The 19,661-nt window shown below is 49.7% G+C and carries 14 protein-coding genes; 9 read left to right on the top strand and 5 right to left on the bottom strand.

The features are described from left to right. Nucleotides 1-55 precede the first annotated feature (55 nt). Together HH215_RS16495 and HH215_RS16490 are read right to left on the bottom strand one after the other, a co-directional pair. Nucleotides 56-1,831 carry an ABC transporter ATP-binding protein gene (locus HH215_RS16495; RefSeq protein ID WP_169280902.1) on the bottom strand — a complete coding sequence of 592 codons (1,776 nt, stop codon included), beginning with the start codon at nt 1,829-1,831 and terminating at the stop codon, nt 56-58. Beyond that, nucleotides 1,818-3,593: an ABC transporter ATP-binding protein gene (locus tag HH215_RS16490; RefSeq protein WP_169280901.1), complete on the bottom strand. Its 1,776-nt coding sequence runs from the start codon at nt 3,591-3,593 to the stop codon at nt 1,818-1,820. The genes HH215_RS16495 and HH215_RS16490 overlap by 14 nt, the downstream gene beginning before the upstream one ends. A gap of 179 nt (nt 3,594-3,772) precedes the next feature. Between HH215_RS16490 and HH215_RS16485 the strand changes: the two genes are divergently transcribed. Together HH215_RS16485 and HH215_RS16480 are read left to right on the top strand one after the other, a co-directional pair. Further along, the gene (locus tag HH215_RS16485; RefSeq protein ID WP_169280900.1) at nt 3,773-4,189 is read left to right on the top strand and encodes an Rrf2 family transcriptional regulator; all 417 of its coding nucleotides are present in this window, start codon (nt 3,773-3,775) and stop codon (nt 4,187-4,189) included. A 93-nt stretch (nt 4,190-4,282) separates the two neighbouring features. Further along, complete coding sequence (locus HH215_RS16480) at nt 4,283-5,149, top strand: SDR family oxidoreductase (protein WP_169280899.1); 867 nt, start codon at nt 4,283-4,285, stop codon at nt 5,147-5,149. Between the two features lie 72 nt (nt 5,150-5,221). Here the strand turns inward: HH215_RS16480 and HH215_RS16475 are convergent, their stop codons facing one another. Beyond that, nucleotides 5,222-6,055 (bottom strand): metallophosphoesterase family protein, encoded by an 834-nt coding sequence (locus HH215_RS16475; protein ID WP_169280898.1) that lies wholly within the window; start codon nt 6,053-6,055, stop codon nt 5,222-5,224. A gap of 472 nt (nt 6,056-6,527) precedes the next feature. Here HH215_RS16475 and HH215_RS16470 point away from each other — a divergent pair, with 472 nt between their 5' ends. Then, nucleotides 6,528-11,357 carry an endo-1,4-beta-xylanase gene (locus HH215_RS16470; RefSeq protein WP_169280897.1) on the top strand — a complete coding sequence of 1,610 codons (4,830 nt, stop codon included), beginning with the start codon at nt 6,528-6,530 and terminating at the stop codon, nt 11,355-11,357. A gap of 78 nt (nt 11,358-11,435) precedes the next feature. Here the strand turns inward: HH215_RS16470 and HH215_RS16465 are convergent, their stop codons facing one another. Then, nucleotides 11,436-12,002, bottom strand: a complete 567-nt coding sequence (locus HH215_RS16465; RefSeq protein ID WP_375140526.1) for a shikimate kinase — start codon at nt 12,000-12,002, stop codon at nt 11,436-11,438. Nucleotides 12,003-12,058: 56 nt separating this feature from the next. Beyond that, complete coding sequence (locus HH215_RS16460) at nt 12,059-12,907, bottom strand: helix-turn-helix domain-containing protein (protein WP_169280895.1); 849 nt, start codon at nt 12,905-12,907, stop codon at nt 12,059-12,061. A gap of 188 nt (nt 12,908-13,095) precedes the next feature. On the opposite strand from HH215_RS16460, the gene HH215_RS16455 reads away from it, so the two are divergent. The 6 genes from HH215_RS16455 (at nt 13,096) to HH215_RS16430 (ending at nt 19,423) form a co-directional block, all read left to right on the top strand. Next, complete coding sequence (locus tag HH215_RS16455) at nt 13,096-14,292, top strand: hypothetical protein (protein WP_169280894.1); 1,197 nt, start codon at nt 13,096-13,098, stop codon at nt 14,290-14,292. A 40-nt stretch (nt 14,293-14,332) separates the two neighbouring features. Beyond that, nucleotides 14,333-15,274, top strand: a complete 942-nt coding sequence (locus HH215_RS16450; RefSeq protein WP_169280893.1) for a sugar phosphate isomerase/epimerase family protein — start codon at nt 14,333-14,335, stop codon at nt 15,272-15,274. 880 nt (nt 15,275-16,154) lie between these two features. Continuing rightward, a complete protein-coding gene (locus HH215_RS16445) occupies nt 16,155-16,526 on the top strand; it encodes a GntR family transcriptional regulator (protein ID WP_169280892.1) in 372 nt (123 codons plus the stop codon). A 55-nt stretch (nt 16,527-16,581) separates the two neighbouring features. Next, complete coding sequence (locus tag HH215_RS16440; RefSeq protein ID WP_169280891.1) at nt 16,582-17,355, top strand: hypothetical protein; 774 nt, start codon at nt 16,582-16,584, stop codon at nt 17,353-17,355. A 31-nt stretch (nt 17,356-17,386) separates the two neighbouring features. Continuing rightward, nucleotides 17,387-18,694 carry a hypothetical protein gene (locus HH215_RS16435; RefSeq protein WP_169280890.1) on the top strand — a complete coding sequence of 436 codons (1,308 nt, stop codon included), beginning with the start codon at nt 17,387-17,389 and terminating at the stop codon, nt 18,692-18,694. A 24-nt stretch (nt 18,695-18,718) separates the two neighbouring features. Beyond that, nucleotides 18,719-19,423, top strand: coding sequence for an ATP-binding cassette domain-containing protein (locus tag HH215_RS16430; protein ID WP_169280889.1), 705 nt, complete (start codon nt 18,719-18,721; stop codon nt 19,421-19,423). Nucleotides 19,424-19,661 lie beyond the last annotated feature (238 nt).

The following is a 19,661-nucleotide window of genomic DNA, read 5'->3' as shown; positions in this document are numbered from 1 at the left end:
GACAAAGCCCCCGATTTCAACCCGGATCGGGGGCTTTGTTTGGTACGCTGGAGACTTAAGCCTCCATTTTCTGAGCCGAATACAGCTTGTAATACCGACCTCGTTGCGCCATAAGCTCATCGTGCGAGCCGCTTTCGGCGATGCCTTTGTCGGCCACGTACATGATACGGTCGCAGTTCTTTACCGTAGACAGGCGGTGCGCGATGATGAACGAGGTTCGGCCCTTAAGCAATTCGTTCAAGCCCTTCTGAAGCAGTCGCTCGGTCTGGGCATCGATGGACGAAGTGGCTTCATCCAGAATGAGGATTCGCGGGTCGGCTAGGAGCGTGCGAGCGAACGAGATGAGCTGCCGCTGTCCCTGGGACAGCTTCGAGCCTCGTTCGTTGACTTCCGTCATATAGCCTTTCTCGAACTCGCGGATAAAATCGTCGGCGCACACGGTTTTGGCGGCGGCGATAATCTCTTCCTCGGTAGCATCGAGCTTGCCGTAGCGGATGTTGTCCAGTATCGTGCCGGAGAAGATGAAGCTGTCCTGCAGCATGATGCCCATTTGGCTGCGCAAGGATTTGAGCTTCACCTCGGAAATATCATGGCCGTCGATGAGTATTTTACCGCCCGTGATGTTGTAGAAACGCGAGATCAGGTTGACGACCGTCGTTTTGCCTGCGCCCGTCGGGCCGACGAGCGCGATGCTTTCTCCCGCCTTGACGTCGAAGACAAGGTTTTCCAAGATATTGAGACCCGGATCGTAGGCGAAGGTGACGTCGTCGAAGGTTACGCGGCCTTGGATGGGCGGCAGTTCGCGCGCTTTCGGAACGTCGCTGACCGTTACCGGCTCGTCGAGCGTTTCGAAGATGCGCTCCAAGTAAGCGACGGCGTTGATAAAGCTATTGTACAAGTTCGAAAGGTTGAGAATCGGCTGCCAGAAGCGCGCCGCGTAGCTGCTCATGGCAAGAATGACGCCGAAGGTGACCTCTGCCGGTCCCAGCGCCAGCAATCCGACGAAATAGATGGATGTGGTGACCATCGTCGTCAGGTTGTCTACCGAGAACGGGACCAGAAAGTTGAGATACATGGTCTTCATCCACGCTTTGCGGTAGTTGACGGACAAGCGCGTGAAGATGCCTTCGTTGCGCTCTTCGCGGGTGAAGATTTGCGTGACTCGAATGCCGCTGATACTTTCCTGCAGGTAAGCGTTCAAGTTGGAGCTTTTGTTGGACACCGATTGCCATGCCCGGCGCTGCTTGGTCTTAATCAGCAGCATGATGCCGATGAAGACGGGCAACCCCGCGAGAATGACAAGCGATAGCTTGGCATTGACGGCGAACATGAAGGCCGCGATGAAGAGCAGGTTCATGATTTCCAGAATGAAGTTGATAATGCCGTTGGACAGCACGTCCGATACGGAGTTGACGTAGTTGACGACCCGGATGAGAATTTTGCCTTGGGGACGATCGTCATAATATTGAAACGGCAGCTCCTGCAAGTGTTTGAACAAATCCGTGCGAATATCGAAGATGATATCCTGTCCGACGCGAGTCATGATGCGCGAGCGAATCGTGGCCAGAATGACGCTGACGACGATCGTAGCCAACATGAGCGCCGACCAACCGATTAGAGGTATGGATTCCTTCGCGGGAATGGTCACGTCGACGACATGCTGCATGATGAGCGGAGCGGAGAGCGCAATGCCCGCCGAGAGGGCGCTCAGGACGAAAGCAATGATCATCGGCTTTTTTTGTTTTCTAATGTAGACGAGAGCGCGCCGGAAGTGTCTGATGTTAAACGGAGATTCCAGATTCTCGTCGACGTCGAATTTATTTCTGGCCATCCGCGGTCACCTGCCTTCCAATGCCTTCGTTTTGCAGCATGAATACATCGTAATAGTACCCTCGCTTAGCTAAGAGCTCGGCATGCGTGCCTTCTTCGATCACGCGGCCGTTGTCCAAGATGAGGATGCGGTCGGCCTCTGCGGTCGTGGACACGCGCTGGGCGATAATGATTTTCGTGCAGGAAAACTCCAGCTCCCGCAGGCTCTTCTGGATATGCGCCTCCGTCTCCAGATCGACGGCGGAAGTCGTGTCGTCGAGGATCAGGATAGGAGGTTGAACCGCCATGGCTCTACCCAAAGCTATGCGCTGCTTCTGCCCTCCGGACAGACCGACGCCGCGTTCGCCGACGATCGTATCGTAGCCTTCCGGCATCTTGCGGATGAAGTCGTGGGCGGCGGCGAGCTTGGCAAATTTCATGACGTCCTCTTCCGGCATCTCGGGATCGCCGTAAGCGAGGTTACCGTCGATCGTGTCGGAGAACAGCAGGACGTCCTGGGTCGCGACTCCGATATTGCCGCGCAGCTCGTCGAGCTCCAGCTTGCGTACGTCGGTTCCGTCTACGAGGACGCGGCCTTTAGCCACGTCATAGAAGCGCGGAATCAGGTTGATGAGCGACGTTTTACCCGAGCCCGTCGCTCCCATAATGGCGATGGTTTCGCCGGGCTCGACCGTGAAGCTGATGTTGTCCAGTACGGTGGCGTTGTCGTACTTAAAACTCACTTGGTCGAACTGGATGCGGCCTTCGTAACGTCGCTTAATGGTAGCCATGTGATTGTTGACGATGCCGGGATGGGCATAATAGACTTCGATGATTTTGTGAAGGCTCGCAAAAAAACGCTGAAAATCGTTAATGATGATGCCGATGTTGCGCATCGGGTTGGAGAGACCCCAGATGAGCACGGAAAAGGCGGAAAATTCCCCGAAGGTAATGCGTCCGTTCATGACGAGCAGACCGCCCGCAAGCATCAGGATCACGTTAAACGCCTGGGCGAATATTTCTAGATACGGAAAATAATCCAGCCATACCATAGCCGCAGCCTTATTGGCTTTGGAGTAATTCACGTTCTTCTCGTCGAATTTCCGGATTTCGTACTCCTCGCGCGCGAACGCCTTAACGACGCGATTACCGGCGATATTTTCCTGGGTGGCGGTATTAAGCTGCGATAGGCGCTCCCGGAGGTCGGTATACATGGGACGAACGCGTCTAGCGAATATAAACGCCACGATAAAAATCGGAGGCGATAAAATAAGCAGCCACAAAGTCAGCCCGACGTCGATGAAGAAGAAATATACGACGGCCGCCGCAAAAACCGTCAGCGATTCGATAACCGTCTTAATGATCCACGCCATGGAGTGGCGCACCATATCGAGATCGCCCGTCATCTTAGTCATGAGGTCTCCGGTCCGGTTGTGATCGTAATACTTCATGTCCTGGTTTTGGATTTTGTTGTACAGATAAATCCGAACGCGGAACAGCATGTTCTGCGAGGCGCGTTCGTACAGCATGGTCGAGAAATAGGCCAGACCCGTGCGCAACAAAGAAAAGCCGATCATGCCCAAACAAAGGCCGATCAGCAACGCCCGTTCGTCCGTCAGATTTTGCGCCGCATTGTCGCCGGCAATGAAAGTGTCGACGATGCGTTGACCGATGTACGGATTAATAATCGTGAGCGAGGAGCCTACTACCGAGAGACATAACGCGAAAATGTATCGTACCCGATCTCCTAACAAATTCTGCCACAACCACTTGAGTTGAAACATTCGATCACCGGCTTCTGTAAGTTTCTGGATTATGAGTAACCGCTAGAACCGCCCACGGTCAAAAAGCTATGGAAATTATAGCACGATAACTTGAAATCTAGTGGGATTATTTATCTAAATTATTGGGTTGACATTTGATTTCGTAGTAACTACAATGGTTACAACGGTGGTGATGCTAAGTGAAACAGATTAGTAGCCGATTTTCCATTGCTGTCCACATCCTTTCCCTGATCGCCATCAGCTCCAAAGATTGTACCGGCGACTATATTGCGGGCAGCGTGAATACGAATCCGGTTATCATCCGCAGAATTATGGGGATGCTTAAGAAGGCGGGTTTGGTGGACATTCGTCCCGGCGTAGGTGGCGCTTCGTTGTTGAAGGACCGGGATCAGATCACGCTTCTGGACGTGTATCGCGCCGTGGAAGTGATCGAGGACGGTCGATTGTTTAATTTCCATGACGAGCCGAATCCTCTGTGCCCGGTTGGCCGGAACATTGAAGCAGCTCTTCGCGCCGAAATGGAGGCAGCCCAATCCGCGATGGAACAAAGGTTGGCACAAGTAAACTTAAGCCAGCTGGCAGCCCAGTTTGTTTAATTAAAGCTCTTAGAGCTTTTTTTATATCGCTGTTGTAACCAAAGTCATTATAACGGCGAAGCAGTCATATATTCGAAAAACGGAGGAATTCAGATGAAAATTTTGGTGACGGGCGTAACAGGGAAATTGGGATCGATCGTAATAGAGACGTTATTGGAAACAGTTCCGGCCAAGGATCTAGCCGTCAGCGTTCGCAACCCGGAGAAAGCGGAAAGCCTTCGAGTCCGCGGCGTGGACGTACGGCATGGGGATTTCGACCAACCGGATACGTTGGATACGGCGTTCGCGGGTATCGACCGCCTGTTGATCGTGTCCACGGACGGCGACAACGAAACGCGGATTCGTCAGCATGCCGCTGCCGTATCGGCAGCTCAGCGAGCAAAAGTCGGTTTTATTGCGTATACTAGCCTTGGAAATGCAAGCGAGAATCCGATCTTCCTTGCACCGGTGCATCGCGCCACCGAGGAAGCTATTATTAACACGGGTATTCCGTATTCCTTCCTGCGCAATAACTGGTATTTGGAGAACGAGATCAGCAGCATTCAAGCGGTTGTTGGAGGAGCGCCTTGGTTAACGTCGGCGGGATCCGGCAAAGTAGGTTGGGCGACCCGTCGAGATTACGGGCAAGCAGCCGCGGCGGTACTGGCCGGCGAAGGCCACGAGAATACGATATACGAGTTGTCCGGCAAACCGGCAACGCAAGAACAATTGGTTTCGATCCTTTCCGGAGTCTTGGGTCGCGAAGTTCCCGTTCAACAAGTGGATGACGCCACGTATGCCGGCATCATGAGCAGCGCGGGTGTCCCTGAACCGGTCGTTCCGTTTCTGGTCGGCATTCAGAGCGCGATTCGAGAAGGCGCATTGGATGTCGCGAGCAACGATTTTCAGAAGCTGCTCGGACGTCCGGCCACGCCGCTCGAAGAGGCTCTCCGTCAAATCGTCAACGATATTCAGTCTTAATTAAACGTTCGTAACTATCGAAGAGGTCATTCCGTTTGGTCTAATGCGACCATGGGATGGCCTCTTCTCAGATTAAGATTTTACTTCCTTAACACTGAGGTCAAATTGATTATTATTGAGCGTCAAGACCGCCTCATAATAGCCTCTACCGCATCTAGTGGAATTACATGTACATTGGTACGCGCCCGAACAACCGCACACATAAAATTTAGTCTTCGTAAATCCCGGGTAAATGTTACTTCGTTTTTCGTAGAAGGTGTGAGCATGATGAGTGAAAATGGCTATCACGTTATTTCTCACGTTGGAAGGAATCGCATTGAAAAAATGATTCGTCTCCTCCTGGCTTAAAACATGCGTGGGATCTACCGTAATTCCGCTTACCTTTAAGGGCCAATGGCAATCGATAATATAGAAATGACTAGGATCCAAACTTTTAAGCAAACTTATGCTTGCAAAACTGAATTTTCCAGGCGCATTATCCAGCCAGACATACTTTACTTTACCGCTCGTCCCCGGAAAGCTCATTTGTCCAAGAACGTTCCCTAAATACTTTTTGAATAAGACTCTAGTATTATCTTCCCAATTGCCAATTGAAGCCTTAAAGGGGATGTTCTTCGGTCCCAGAATCCCCGTGGCCACGTCTTTGAATGCTTTATAATCCGTCTCGGCTTGCGTTCCTACCGAACCGTGTTTATTATCCCCTCCAAAAATAACAAACTTTTTGTTACCGTTTTTAACCGCTTTGGATAATAGATTTTTATAAATGCTTAATCCATTTCCATAGCCGACATGGCTATCGCCGATAATGGTAAAGTTGACAATTTGAGCAGCGGTTTTGCGTACCGATTTGGGCTTGAAAGAAGGGCCGGGTTTACTAAGTTGTCGAATTTTTCTTTTTAATATCAATCGAGCTCACCCTTTAACCTTTGATTTGTATAAGAGTATATTTATTCCGAATGAAACTTCTAAGTGTGGGTAATTAGTATTTTAAAAATGGTGCGAGAATTGCAACTAGTTTGAACGGTTTGTTCGAATCTAGTCATTGAACCGCCAACTAGATGTACGTTTTACACTTAGATGTTGCAGTCCCAGAGTTTCGAGGAATCTAAGTGTACATAATGCACCTAGAGTATCGCCATCTAACGAATAAGGGATCCGCTCGATAGAAAAGCGTGCCCCAATCCCTAAGGGACGCTAACATCTAAGTTTTTCAAAGTAACCTCTATGGTTTGTTGGTACCGACTGGCAACGAAACCCGTCATAATAAATGATGCGAAGAAGTGTGAGCGCTTACAATCGGGACGTTCGCGGAATTGTTATCGTTACATATCTATCTTCTCTCGCAGATCAATAAGGATGCTAAAGGGGGAAAACAGTAATGTGGAAAAAGTTAAACGCCGTGTTAGCCATTATCTTAAGTATCGCGATCATTGCGCCTCAGGGTTGGGGAGGATCAACAGCTAATGCCGCTACCGTAGGGGATACTGTTATGAGCAGCAACTTCGATACCGGAACCGATGGTTGGTTCAAAAGAGGATCCGAAACCGTTACGCAAAGCACGCAAACCTTCCAAAGCGGTACCGGCAGCTTGTTGACAACTGGACGTAACGCGACATGGAACGGTCCGGGCATTAACGCAACAGACGCCCTGGAGAAAGGCGCAACCTACGACTTCTCCGTATACGCCAAATTGAAAGAAGGAACGACAGGCGCCGCTACCCTTGAGCTGTCCATTAGCCAAGATGGATTACCGTCCGACGATCCGGTTCGTTATGCAAAAATCAATTCCCAGTCTGTAACGGAATCGGGCTGGGTAGAACTTCAAGGTCGATTTACAGTAGATGATAGAGCTACCGACTATCAAGTGTACGTACAATCCACGGATAGCGCTACGGTTGATTACTACATCGATACCTTTACGGTCAAACTCTCGCCACCTGTTACAGAGCCTGAGACTTTTGTGTTGTCCCAGAGCTTCGAAGATGGCCAAACCGGCGGTTGGGTAAACTTGGATTGGGACGGAAGAGTCGGTACGACGGTTGTTTCTTCGACGTATGCCTCCGAAGGTACCAAATCCTTGAAATTTACCGGACGGGGTTCGAGAGCGAGCAGTCCGATGATCAACTTGACCAGCCTGATGAAATCAGGCCATATGTATGATCTGTCGTTGAAGGTTAGATTGGGCGAGGGAAGCGACACGTTTCATATCGGGTCGAAGGTCGATTCCCCGCTGCTTTCCAACAAATATCCTTGGCTGACCGATAATCTAGCAGTTAATTCGTCCGCTTGGACGACTTTCGAAATTAAGAACTATGAAGTTCCGGCGGATACGGCGGAATTCCTTATTTGGGTGGAGTCCGTAACGACTTCGACTTCCGTAGCGGACATTTACATCGACGAGGTTGTTATTAAGGAGCAATTGGATCAATCGGGTGTTCAGTCCGACTTCGAGGACGGACAAGGAGCGTGGGTACGTCGAAACGGTTCCGGTAATATCAGCATATCAACAAATGACAACCATACGACGGACGGAAGTAACAGCTTGCTGACTACCGTTACCGAGCAATATGACGGTCCGCTGTTGGATGTTATGGGGAAAATGCACAAAAACCACAAGTACAGCTTGTCGGCATGGGTGAAAATGGCTCCCGGCCAGTCTCCTGCCGTTCTGCGACTCTCCGTTCAGAGTGGAGCCGGCTCCTTTACTAACGTATCGCCGAACGTTACGGTTACTTCGGAAGATTGGGTTCAGTTAACCGGTACCTTCACTGTAACTACAACTCCCAGCGAGTTGAACGCCTATGTCGAAGCGGCCAACGGCTATGCGGATGGCAGATCGTTCTATATGGACGATTTCGTATTGTCCTACGTCGGTCCCGTGGCCGGTCCATTGCCTATTCAAACGGACATCGATCACTTGATGGCCGAATATGCCGATTACTTTAAGATCGGTGCCGCCGTTGAACCTGAACAACTCGAAGGCGATGCTCATAAGCTGCTGGACTACCACTACAACTCTATCGTGGCCGAGAACTCCACGAAGCCGGGCTCCTTGAATCCCTCGGAGGGCGTATGGAATTGGACTTCAGCAGACAAAATCGCGCAATATGCGAAGGATCATAGCTTGGACTTCCGGTTGCATACTCTTGTCTGGCATGATCAGGCCGCTACATGGATGTTCAATGATGATAATAACCAGCCTCTTGCGGCAACGTCGGAAAACAAGCAACTGGTGCTTGGCAGATTGACGACTTATATCGAAACCGTATTACGTCACTTCAAGGATATGGGAGTTACGATCAATGCCATTGACGTCGTAAACGAAGTGATCGATCCAGGACAGCCGGACGGGATGAGGAAGAGCGAATGGTACCGACTAACCGGAACGGACTTCATCAAAACGGCGTTTACGGTCGCGCGTCAAGAGCTTCCGGAAGCTAAGCTCTATATCAATGATTACAATACGGAAGATCCTAAGAAACGCGACTTCTTGTTTAATTTGGCTACGAGTTTAAGAGGCGAGGGAGTTCCGATCGATGGCGTGGGCCATCAAACCCACATCAATATCAGCGGGCCTTCCGTTCAACAAATTTCCGATTCGATTCGGAAATTCGCAGAAGCAGGATTTGACAATCAAATTACCGAGCTTGACGTTTCGATCTATACGAGCGGGAACACGAGCTACGATCCGATTCCGGAAGACATTCTTATCAAGCAAGGCTACCGTTTCAAGGAGCTGTTCAAAGAGCTGGTTCGACTAGACACCATGGGCATAACGGTCGATAATCCAGACGGATGGATCAGCAACGTCACGTTGTGGGGCATTGCGGACGATCATACTTGGCTTCATAACAGGGATAATAAGATCCGCCAAGACGCTCCATTCCCGTTCAACAAGCAGCATCAAGCCAAGTACGCTTATTGGGGGATGATCGAGGCGATTAAGACGTTAACGCCTTCCAAGCTACCGTTAACGGCAAAATCGGCCAATACGGCACAGGGGACTCCGGTTATCGATCGTGTCACGGATTCCGTGTGGCATACGGTTCCGGCAATGAAAACCGAGCAATCAGGCACGCTTGAGGCAGACGTGAAAACGCTGTGGGATGCTCAAAACCTCTACGTTCGCGTAGCGGTAAAAGACGCGACGGATACGACAACGGATCAAATCGAGCTGTTCGTCGATAACAATGGCATCCAGAAGCTGACGTTCCCGCGTAACCATACCTCTATAATCGAAGGTACGGGCGGTTATGTACTGGAAACAGCGATTCCCCTGAGTGGAAATATGGGCAAGCAAGTGAAATTCGATGTCAGAATAACCGACAAAGGCATAAACGACGGATCGGAGCAGGGCGGCAACGGAATTATCGTATCTTGGAGCGATCCGCGCGCTGCTCAAGATAGCGATAGCTTAGGCTATGGGGTATTGACTTATATCGAGGCGACTCGGGTAGCAAGCGCTACCTACGGGACGCCTGCAATCGACGGTGAAATGGATGGCGCGTGGGCGAATGCACCTGTATATACTACTGACGTCAAAGTGGAACAGAACAACAACGCGGTCGCCAAAGCTCAATTCCGTACGATGTGGGATGCGCAGAAATTATACGTTTATGCCATTGTAACGGACAGCGCGCTGAGCGATGCCCCCGGTAATCCTTACGAGCAGGACTCGGTAGAAATTTTCGTCGACCAGAACAACGGTAAAACATCTTCCTATCAAGATGATGACGGTCAATACAGGATCAATTTCAAGAACGTTAAGACTGTCGGCGGCCATGCAACGCAAGACAACTACACGTCTGCAACTAAGCTCACCTCCGGAGGTTATATCGTAGAAGCGGCTATCGCGCTGGATATGATTACGCCGGCTGCGGGAACCTTGATCGGATTCGACTTCCAAGTGAATAACGACCAAGATGGCGGCTCCCGCGATAGCGTATTTATATGGAACGATCCTACGGGTCAATCCTACACGAATACTTCGAGGTTAGGCGTATTGGAATTAAAGGGACCTAACCAAAGCTCCAATCCTGGTCCTGGTGGTTCTTCAGGTCCGGGACCTGTAGACGAGGGTACGGTAAAGGTGGATGCCAATGGCAAAGCGACGGTAAAAGTAGGCGAGCAAGCCTTCTCCGAGGCATTGAAAAACGTTAAAGACGGCCTCCTTTCGTTCGATATCAAGTTGCCGACGGAGGCTAAAAGCATCGTGGCTACATTGCCTGTTAATCAGGTGAAGGCTGCGACCGATGCCGGAGTTAAAAGGATTCAGTTGGACTTGGGTTTTGTTAAGCTGGAGCTTCCGAGTTCGTTGTTTACCGGTTCGGATCAGAAAGCGGACATAGAAATAAGCGTAAGCAAAGTAGACCCTTCATCTTTGCCGGGAGGGATTCGAGGCCAAGTCGGAGACAACGCGGTATTCGACTTCAACTTAAGCGTCGGCGGGAAACGAATTAGCGATTTCGGAGCGAACCAAGGGGTTCAAGTTTCGATTCCTTACACTTTGAAGCCGGGAGAGAACCCGGAACAAGTCGTGATCTATTACATTTCGGATAGCGGCAGTCTCGAGGTTATCAAGAACGCTCGTTATAATCCTGTTACTAAAGCGGTTGAATTTACCGCTAAGCATTTCAGCAAATACGCAGCCGCATTCGTTCAGGTGGAATTCACCGATCTCGATCAGTCGGCATGGGCTAAGACCAGCATCGCCGCGCTGGCGGCTCGCGGTATCGTGAAGGGCGTATCGGCTAAATCTTTCGCTCCGAACAAAGAAGTGACGAGGGCGGAATTCGTGCAGATGCTTGTCCAAACCTTAGATCTTCATGCGAAGAATACGGGTAAATCTTTCAGCGATGTTAAGGAAGGCCAATGGTACTACGATGCCATAATGTCGGCTCATCAATTAGGAATCGTCAAAGGCAAGCAAGACGGATCCTTCGGAATCCAAGAGAAGATCAGCCGTCAGGATATGGTGGTCATGACCTACAGAGCGTTATCCGCGGCAGGGCTGAAGTTGCAGCCTATTAAAGAAGCAGCAGCATTCTCGGATGCCAAGGTCATTGCCGGCTATGCGCAAGAATCGGTAGCCGCCATGCAACGTGCCGGTATTGTCGAGGGGATGGCCGACAACAAATTCGCTCCTATGGCTACCGCTAATCGAGCGCAAGCAGCCGTCATTCTTAATCAACTTCTTAGTCTGGAATAGGTTCCCGTGAACAGAAGAACCCGAGAGTCGGACACTTTGCGTAAAGTGCCTCTCTCGGGTTCTTCGCGTTTACATTCGTTATTCGTGGATAGGCACGTTTATTTCATATTCCGACTTTAAGGTGTCAATGATCCGATCGGCAATTTCTTCCGGTTTCAAGCCATCGGTGCATACCCTTGAATGATTGAGGGAATAGGCTTGTAGGCGAGAATGATACAGCTCTTGAATTTCCTCTAATGATTTTTCCTGCAAAACGGGTCTGTTGTCCATGAGGAGATGGATTCGATCTTTCCAAGAATCCCAAGCGAGATCCAAGAAGATGACGATAGAGGAGGACAGACATGCACTTCTGATTTCATCTTGCATAAAAGCTCCCCCGCCGAGCGAAACGACCTTTAACCGAGAGCTATCGCACAATTGGACGATATAGTCCTTTTCCATTTGCCTGAACCGTTGTTCGCCTAAAGTTTTGAAGATCTGCGATATAGGCATTTGATGTTGTTTTTCGATTTCTTGATCGACATCGACGAAATCGCGAAGCAACTTCTTCGCAAGATGCAGTCCGATCGTAGTTTTACCTACTCCCATAAAGCCGATTAAAACGATATTCTTCTCTTCGTTAGGGATAATCATGTTCGTATCTATGGCAGATCACTCATTTCCGGTTGGTATTTCAAGTATAAAGGGAAATAGATGAGGGTTCAATTGGCTTCGCTCTTGCGGAATTGGCTTGGGGACTGCCCGGTTACCTTCTTGAATAAGGTGCTGAAGTAGTTGGCGTTGGAATAACCTACGGTTTCCGTGATTTCTTGAATCGGCATCCGGGTGGTGAGCAATAGCTTCTTCGCTTCGCCGATACGGCGCTGGATTAAGTAATTGATCGGCGAGGTGCCCGTCTCTTCCTTGAAGATATGAGAGAGATAAAACGGACTGATATAGAGACGGTTCGCGATTTCGTTCAAAGGAATATCCCGCGTATAGTTGATGTCGATGTATTCCTTGATCAATAAACCAAGTGACGGGCTAGAAGCGGGAGCGGCTTCCGATTGAGAGTTCAGAATTCGCAGCACGGAGACGATAAGCGAAACAAGTACGTTCTGGCAGACGATTTCGAAGCCGAACACTTGCGACTTTAATTCCTCGAACAGCGTGCTAATGTACCCTTCGACTTGATGGCTATAAGGGCCTGTTGGAATAACGGGTCGGATACCCGGAGAAAAGAGATAATGGTCCCGCAACCCCTCAATCCGCAATTGACCGACACCGCAGAAATAAGTTTTGAGCGGATGATCCGGGTTGGAGCGTTCCTCGTGAAGGACGCCGCCGTTATAAACGAGAATATCGCCCTTGCTAGCCGTATATGTAATATTATCGATGACGAACAGGCCTTCGCCTTCGCTGACGTATAGAATCTCGCACAGATCGTCGTGCTTATGGGGCGGGAAGCTCCAGCTCGGATCATTCGAAATCTGTCCCGCATAGAGCAGGATCGGAGACTGACCATCCTTGAACAAATCGGCTTGGCTTTTATTAAACGGAATTTGGACCATAGAAGGCGCTCCTATCGAAAGACGTTCTTTCATTATAGCATCGGAATCCGAAGAAAGATCACAAGATAACGAAGATAGGAACCTAACCGCAACAAGATCGTTCATTCAACCGGTACGGCTCCTTGAATTATAATGATCTTGCAAACGCTTTACTCAGATCGTTATTATCAAGGAGGTACATATATTCCATGACAATATCAACGCAAATTCGCGATACTTTCGAGAAGGGAGTGGGCATTTTCCGGTTAAAACCGGTCTTCGTCCCTCGCAGGTTCGCTCAAGCCGGCAAACGCTTGCGCTTGCATCCGGACGATTATTACGCTCTCGGAACGAATCGCGGATCGATTAAAGAAAGATGGCTGTCGTCGGTCATTCCGGCGATGAACGGTCCGCTTGCTCCGGAGGACGAAGGACTCAGCTACGTGGCGGTTAACGATGATGCAACCGAGAAGTTCCTGCTGAAGGATGCGGTCGCCGAGCTTGGAGCCGAGCTCATCGGCGAGACGCTGCAGGCGAAATACGGCAATTGGCCGATGTACTCGAAGTTTTTTGATTTCGGCACGCCGTTGTTTCACCATCTGCATCTTAGCGATGAAGACGCCGCGAGGGTCGGGCGTATGGGCAAGCCTGAAGCGTACTATTTTCCGCCGCAACTAAACAACCATCTCGGCCAATTCCCAGTTACTTATTTCGGTTACGATCCCGATGCGACGTACGAAGATGTCCGCGACCGTTTGTTGCAATTCGAGTCGGGGGATAGCCGGATTACGGAATTATCCAGAGCTTACAGGATCGAGTTGGGCACGGGCTGGTATACGCCTCCGGGCGTCGTGCACGCGCCTGGTTCGGTGTTGACGTACGAGCCGCAATGGAACAGCGACGTGAATTCGGTTCACGAGAACGTCGTGGCGGGAGAAGTATACCCTTATGAGTTTTTGACGGAAAACTGTCCTGAAGACAAACAGCGGGATATCGATTACATTATGAGTCTATTGGATTGGGAGAAAAACACCGATCCTCATTATAAGAAAAAGTATTTCCGTCCGCCGATCGTGTGCGCTCATACCGACGAGAAGCACACGGAAAAGTGGATTACTTACGGCAACGAATATTTCGGAGCCAAGGAATTGACGGTGGAGCCTGGACAAACGGTTACGATCCGAGACGAGGCGGCTTATGGTACGGTGCTCATTCAAGGCCACGGCACCTTCGGCGTTCATGAAGCGGAAGCGGCGGTTATGCTCCGTTTCGGCCAGATGAGCGGAGACGAATTTTTCGTCGGCGAGCAAGCGGCGCGCAAGGGCATCGTCGTCACGAATCGCAGCAAGTGGGAGCCTATGGTGTTCCTGAAGCATTTCGGCCCGAACCACCCGGACATGCCATAAACCGATTTACGAAACGAGATACGAAGAGGAGCGATTATTCATGCAAAATTATCAATTGAAAAACGAACGAATCCGTCAGGCTTTCGAGCAGCTTAAGAAAAGCAACCCCGAAGCGTTGCGCCGGCAACGGCTAAATCTCTCGTGGAGCAACTGGGGCTTCGGCATGGAGACGCTTCAGGAAACGGCCGCCCGATTGCAGCGGGCGGGAATCGAATACATCGAGCTTCACGGCAATCATTACGGACCGGATCTGGGCTACAAACCCGCCGAGACCGTCGATATATTGCAATCGTACGGGATTCGCACCGCAGGAATATGCGGCATGTTCTCCATCGACAACGATCTCTCCAGCAACAAAGCGATCCAACGCCAAGCGGCGGTCGATTATTTGAAGAGAGAGATCGAGTTCACCTCGGCCGTCGGAGGCTCGTACATTCTTGTCGTTCCCGGCGCCGTCGGCCGTCCCGATAAGTACGACAATACGGAAATCGAGCGAAGCGTCGAAACGTTGCGACTCGTAGCCGACCGTTTCGTCGACTACAACGTCAAGGGCGCGATCGAACCGATCCGTTCGGCGGAAACGAGTTACGTCCATACGATTAGCGACGCGCAAGCGTTCATTAAAGAGTTGAATCACCCCGGCATCCAGCATATCAATGCGGACGTCTACCATATGCAAGTCGAGGAGTCGCACATCGGCGAAGCGCTGCTTGCGGCAGGAGACCAATTGCTTAACCTTCATATGGCGGATAGCAATCGCGGCGCGCTGGGCGACGGCTCCATGGATCTGGATACGATCATTATGGCTTTGTACGTGCTTGGATTTAACCGCGAAGGGCGTTACGTCACTCCCGAACCGCTTGGTCCCGGCGGAGCTCCGTACCCGGCTATGTACGGCAAGCCGGATAAAGCTTCTCTTGACCGTATGGTCATGCAGACGGCCACCTATTTCCGCGAGCGCGAAGACGCGCTTCTGAAGTAAGGGCGGGCCGCGATATGAAAAAGACGGGTATGTAGAATCAAGATCTATCGAGATTCATAGCGGGCATGGGGCATTATCAGCGCCATGTCTCTAACCGTCAAAGCCATCATTCGCAGCGGGGAATGTACCCCTTATTCCAACATGATGCCCGGCGCGTTAGCGCTGGGCTGAACTGCTTAGGTCTTTATCATGGAAGAACTGCTATGAACTGAACTAGCGGCTGAGTTGCCGGATGTATACCTTGTGTTGGTACGGATCAGGATAACGTTATGGCATCACTCTATCACGAGTCACAAGTCCGGGGGGCTGTCTTATACAGCCGAATTCCGCTCGACATAAACGAGTGCCGCCGCCAAGAAGACGGCGGAGTCGTATTATTTTCGTTTTCAGCGGGAGTATTTCAAGCTAGGTTCATGGATCAGCTTCTAAGTGTAAAAATGACATTTAGATGGGATGTTTTTCTTCAAATAGAAATCTAAGTGTAGAAGTTACATCTATTTCGGGTAGTTTGAGCGATAATGGAAGATCATCCGCTATCTAATTGCACATTTTACACTTAGACTAGAAAGCTGCTGAGCTTAGGGCAATTTAAGTGTACATTGTACACGTAGTGCCTGCTTAGCGAGAGAATTGTGATTGACTCTCTTCAATTGGGTAATCATTGCGCAGAACCGCCAGGGAGAATGATATTTCCCCTAAACGTAAAAGAGAGTGTCGGAAGATCGCTTCCGGCACTCTCTTTCTATATACAGCTCGACTTCTTAAGACGTCGGAAGCCATTTATAAAAGCTGAAGTTTCCTGTTATGACCATCCGACGATTGACAACTCCATTGTATTAGCATGATAATACAATGGAGTGCTAAGGCGGGTGATAATGACGTGTTGAACTTCTATGAGCTGAAATTAAATCATAAGGATCCTGTTTACGTGCAGGCGGCCTTATACGTGAAGCGACAAATTTTATTGCGCAGGGCGGTATCCGGAGATAAGCTGCCATCCAGGCGGGAGATCGCCGCTCAGTTGAGCATTAATCCGAACACGGTCCAGAAGGCGTTTAAGTTAATGGAAGATGAAGGTTACGTGCGTACCAGCAGTACGCTAGGAAGCGTGATTTATGTCGACGAGAATATTTTACGCCAGATTGAAGACGAACTGACCAGAGAGCTTGTCAAATCGTTCGTTGATTCGGCCAAAGAAGTCAATTTGTCGTTCAAGTCCGTTGTTGAACTCATCAGCAAACATTGGGAATAAATTTTTTTGAACTGGTTGTACTACATATATAATACAATCGAGGTGTTGAGAACAAATGAAAGGCTTATACCGGTTGATCAATATCGAGTTCGCCAAGTGGCTCATATTCATTGTGCTTCTATGCTTCGCGGCCATAATAACGCCGTTGATCGTTCTGCATAATCAATTGAAAAATTACAACGCGTATACCGTGAATGCCCGATTCGAGGATCTATATGTTTCATCGGGCAACGCGATGTGGTTTCTGATCTTTGTTGTTTTGGTTTGCGCCTTTTTCTTGAAGACGGTATATGCGGACTATTGGGGCAGCAAGAGCATCTACACCTACTTAACGCTTCCGGTGAAACGAGAAGCGCTGTATTTCAGCAAGCTCTTCGTATTCGCGACTTGTCTGCTTATGCTTCTTGTTTCCCAACTGATTAGTATCCGTCTTGGCTATGCGCTATATGCGGCTAAGGTTGGAAGTTACGGCGACGGTCAGTTCGTTATGCATAACGGATTTTTCCTGGCGATGATTCGTTCCGAGTTGTTCCGTCTGTTATTGCCGTTAAACTTCAGTAGGATCATGTCCACGCTCGGGATGTTCTTGGTCGTCGCAACCGGCATCTTTTACGGGGCTTTATGCGAGCGAAGCAGGAAGTATTACGGATTCGCCGCCATCGTCGCGGCCATCTGGATTACGATGAACGTGATCGGTTATCGGATGAACGAACAGATCCATTATAGCGAGCTTAAAGACTTATACGTCAGCAGCGCTTCTCTCTTTGTTCTTAGCGCCTTTTTCGTCTGGCACAGTCTTCGTATCTTAAAAAAGGGCGCGGTTGCTTAGCTCTAGGCCTTGGGAGGAGGAGAAAACCGAAATGGAAAAATTAAAAAAACATATGGCGATTCCCGCTATGGCCGCGGCCATCGCAGTCCTAATCGTAATGGCTATTTATACGTATCGGTTAAAAGACAACGGAATATTCGAGATTAAGGATTTGGTTGGCAGCCGGGAAGCCATTCAAGACGTTATGATCAGCGGACAACTGCGGGATGGGGTTCACCGGACTATGTTTCGAGTGGAAAAGGGACGGATCAGCGCAAATACGGAATTGTTCAGGCAGCCGAAATGGACCGACATGTACCGCTATGTGAACGGAGGATCCAAGAGGACGGGAGACGGGATGGAGTATAGCGTCGAGAACGCAATCTCCTCTTATACGATTACTGCCCGTAAAATCAAAGATTATTACTCCGTTCCGATCGGTTCCGCCGAGGTCAATCCGTCGATCGCTTACCGAAATCCTGACAGACAGGACAATTCCGTTACTTATGCGAACTCGCCGGAGTACGGATTGGCGAAGGTCGGAGACAAAGTTTACTATACGGTCCCGGTGTCGTCTTATTTTACCGGATCAAGCGGAATCTATGAGGTTAAGTTTCACGAGTGGGGTTTTCCGTCAATCGATTATGGGGATGCCTATACCCCTCGCAAAATCGTCGATATCAACTTGGAAGCGAAGAAGCCGGACGGTCAATCGGGTGTAGAAATTTTGGGTCTTGAGGCCATAGGCCATCGATTGGCGTTATTATCGGTTGAAAATAACTCGCTCTTCATTAGAAGCTACGATAGCGAAAGCGGACGACTGTTAGGAGAAACGTCTGTTCCGGGGTTTTACTTGCCTGCGAGACAGGGCGATAATCGACCTGAGGATGCCGTGGTTTATTATGAAGGATACGATGCTTTTCCGGATCCTGACCGCAATATGCTGACGTTGAACTTTCTTCGCGGTTCCTCGGAGCCGAATCGATTAAATAGGACGATTCTAAGCATCGATTTCACGGATGGAGTAAAGGTAGCGGATACTACGAATGCTGTCTTCGACGACGGGAATGAGGATACCTACAGCGCAATTACGACGATGAGCTACCGGAACGGCAAACTGTACGTCGTTAAGTCCTCCCGGGAAGCGGTGACTGAACAATCCCGCGTAGTGTATGATATTGCGTCTCCGAAGCATATGTACATTTATGCGTATGACCATTCGGAACTGATCTATAAAGGCGAGTTGGTCACCGAACTGAACGAAGATAACATACAGGCGTATAACTTGCCTAGCTCGATGGGTGGATTCGGCTACGATCAGATGGATTACAGGTATTTCTCGAACATTCAAGTGGAATAGCATCGGGATACGGAGGCGAGTTATATGATCGAATTGAAATACGTGGATAAACGGTATCCGACAAGCAACGCCTTACTCTACATTAACGGTTTGACGATCGGCAAAGGTGAAATCGTAGGCATCCTAGGGGAGAACGGTAGCGGGAAAACGACGTTGCTTAAGTCGATTATGGGTATCGGCGAGCTGCAGAACGGCGAAATTACGATCGAAGGCAAGCCTAACACCGATCAATACGAGCGAATGGCCTTTATTACGGAAGAAGGCAGCTTTCTTCCGGATATGACCCCTCGGAACTATGCGCGGTTTCTTGCCGAATTTTTTCCGCGGTTTGACCGGGATTACTATAATAGATTGCTGGAGCTGTACGAGCTGCCTCCGGATCGAAAGATCAAAACGTTCTCCAAAGGACAGAAGATGAAGCTGGAGATTAGCGCGGGCTTATCCAAGAAGGCCGATTACCTCCTCATGGATGAGCCGTTCGTAGGAAAGGATATTTTCTCGCGACGCGACTCCCTTAAGCTGATGATGTCCGGTTTGCAGGGCGACGAGACGTTGCTGATTACGACGCACTTGATCGACGAGATCGAGAACGTCATCGACCGTGCGATCATTCTGCACAAAGGGCTGATCAGAGCCGACTTGTACGTTGACGACATGAGGGAAGAGGGCAAAAGCTTGGCAGATGTCATGCAGGAGGTTAGAAATACGAAGCCTCGATATCATAATTGATCTACTCGATGCATTAGTTCCTCTTCTTATGTGACAAGAACCGCTAATGCTTTACGCCACATAGAATTTTGCTTGATTCTACGGAATCTAGCTCCTGAGCAAAGTACGCATATCCAATTTGCTGTGAGGTTCAGCAGGTATGTGCAGTTCACTCAGGCAACGGGAAAGAGCGGTTGATGATAAAAAGGATTAACGCTAAATGATAAAATCGATATGATTACAGGGGCTTCCCGTCATA

Source organism: Cohnella herbarum (assembly GCF_012849095.1).
Lineage (GTDB): Bacteria > Bacillota > Bacilli > Paenibacillales > Paenibacillaceae > Cohnella > Cohnella herbarum.
Note: the sequence above shows the minus strand (reverse complement) of the source record. Positions and strands in the feature narration are given on the sequence as shown.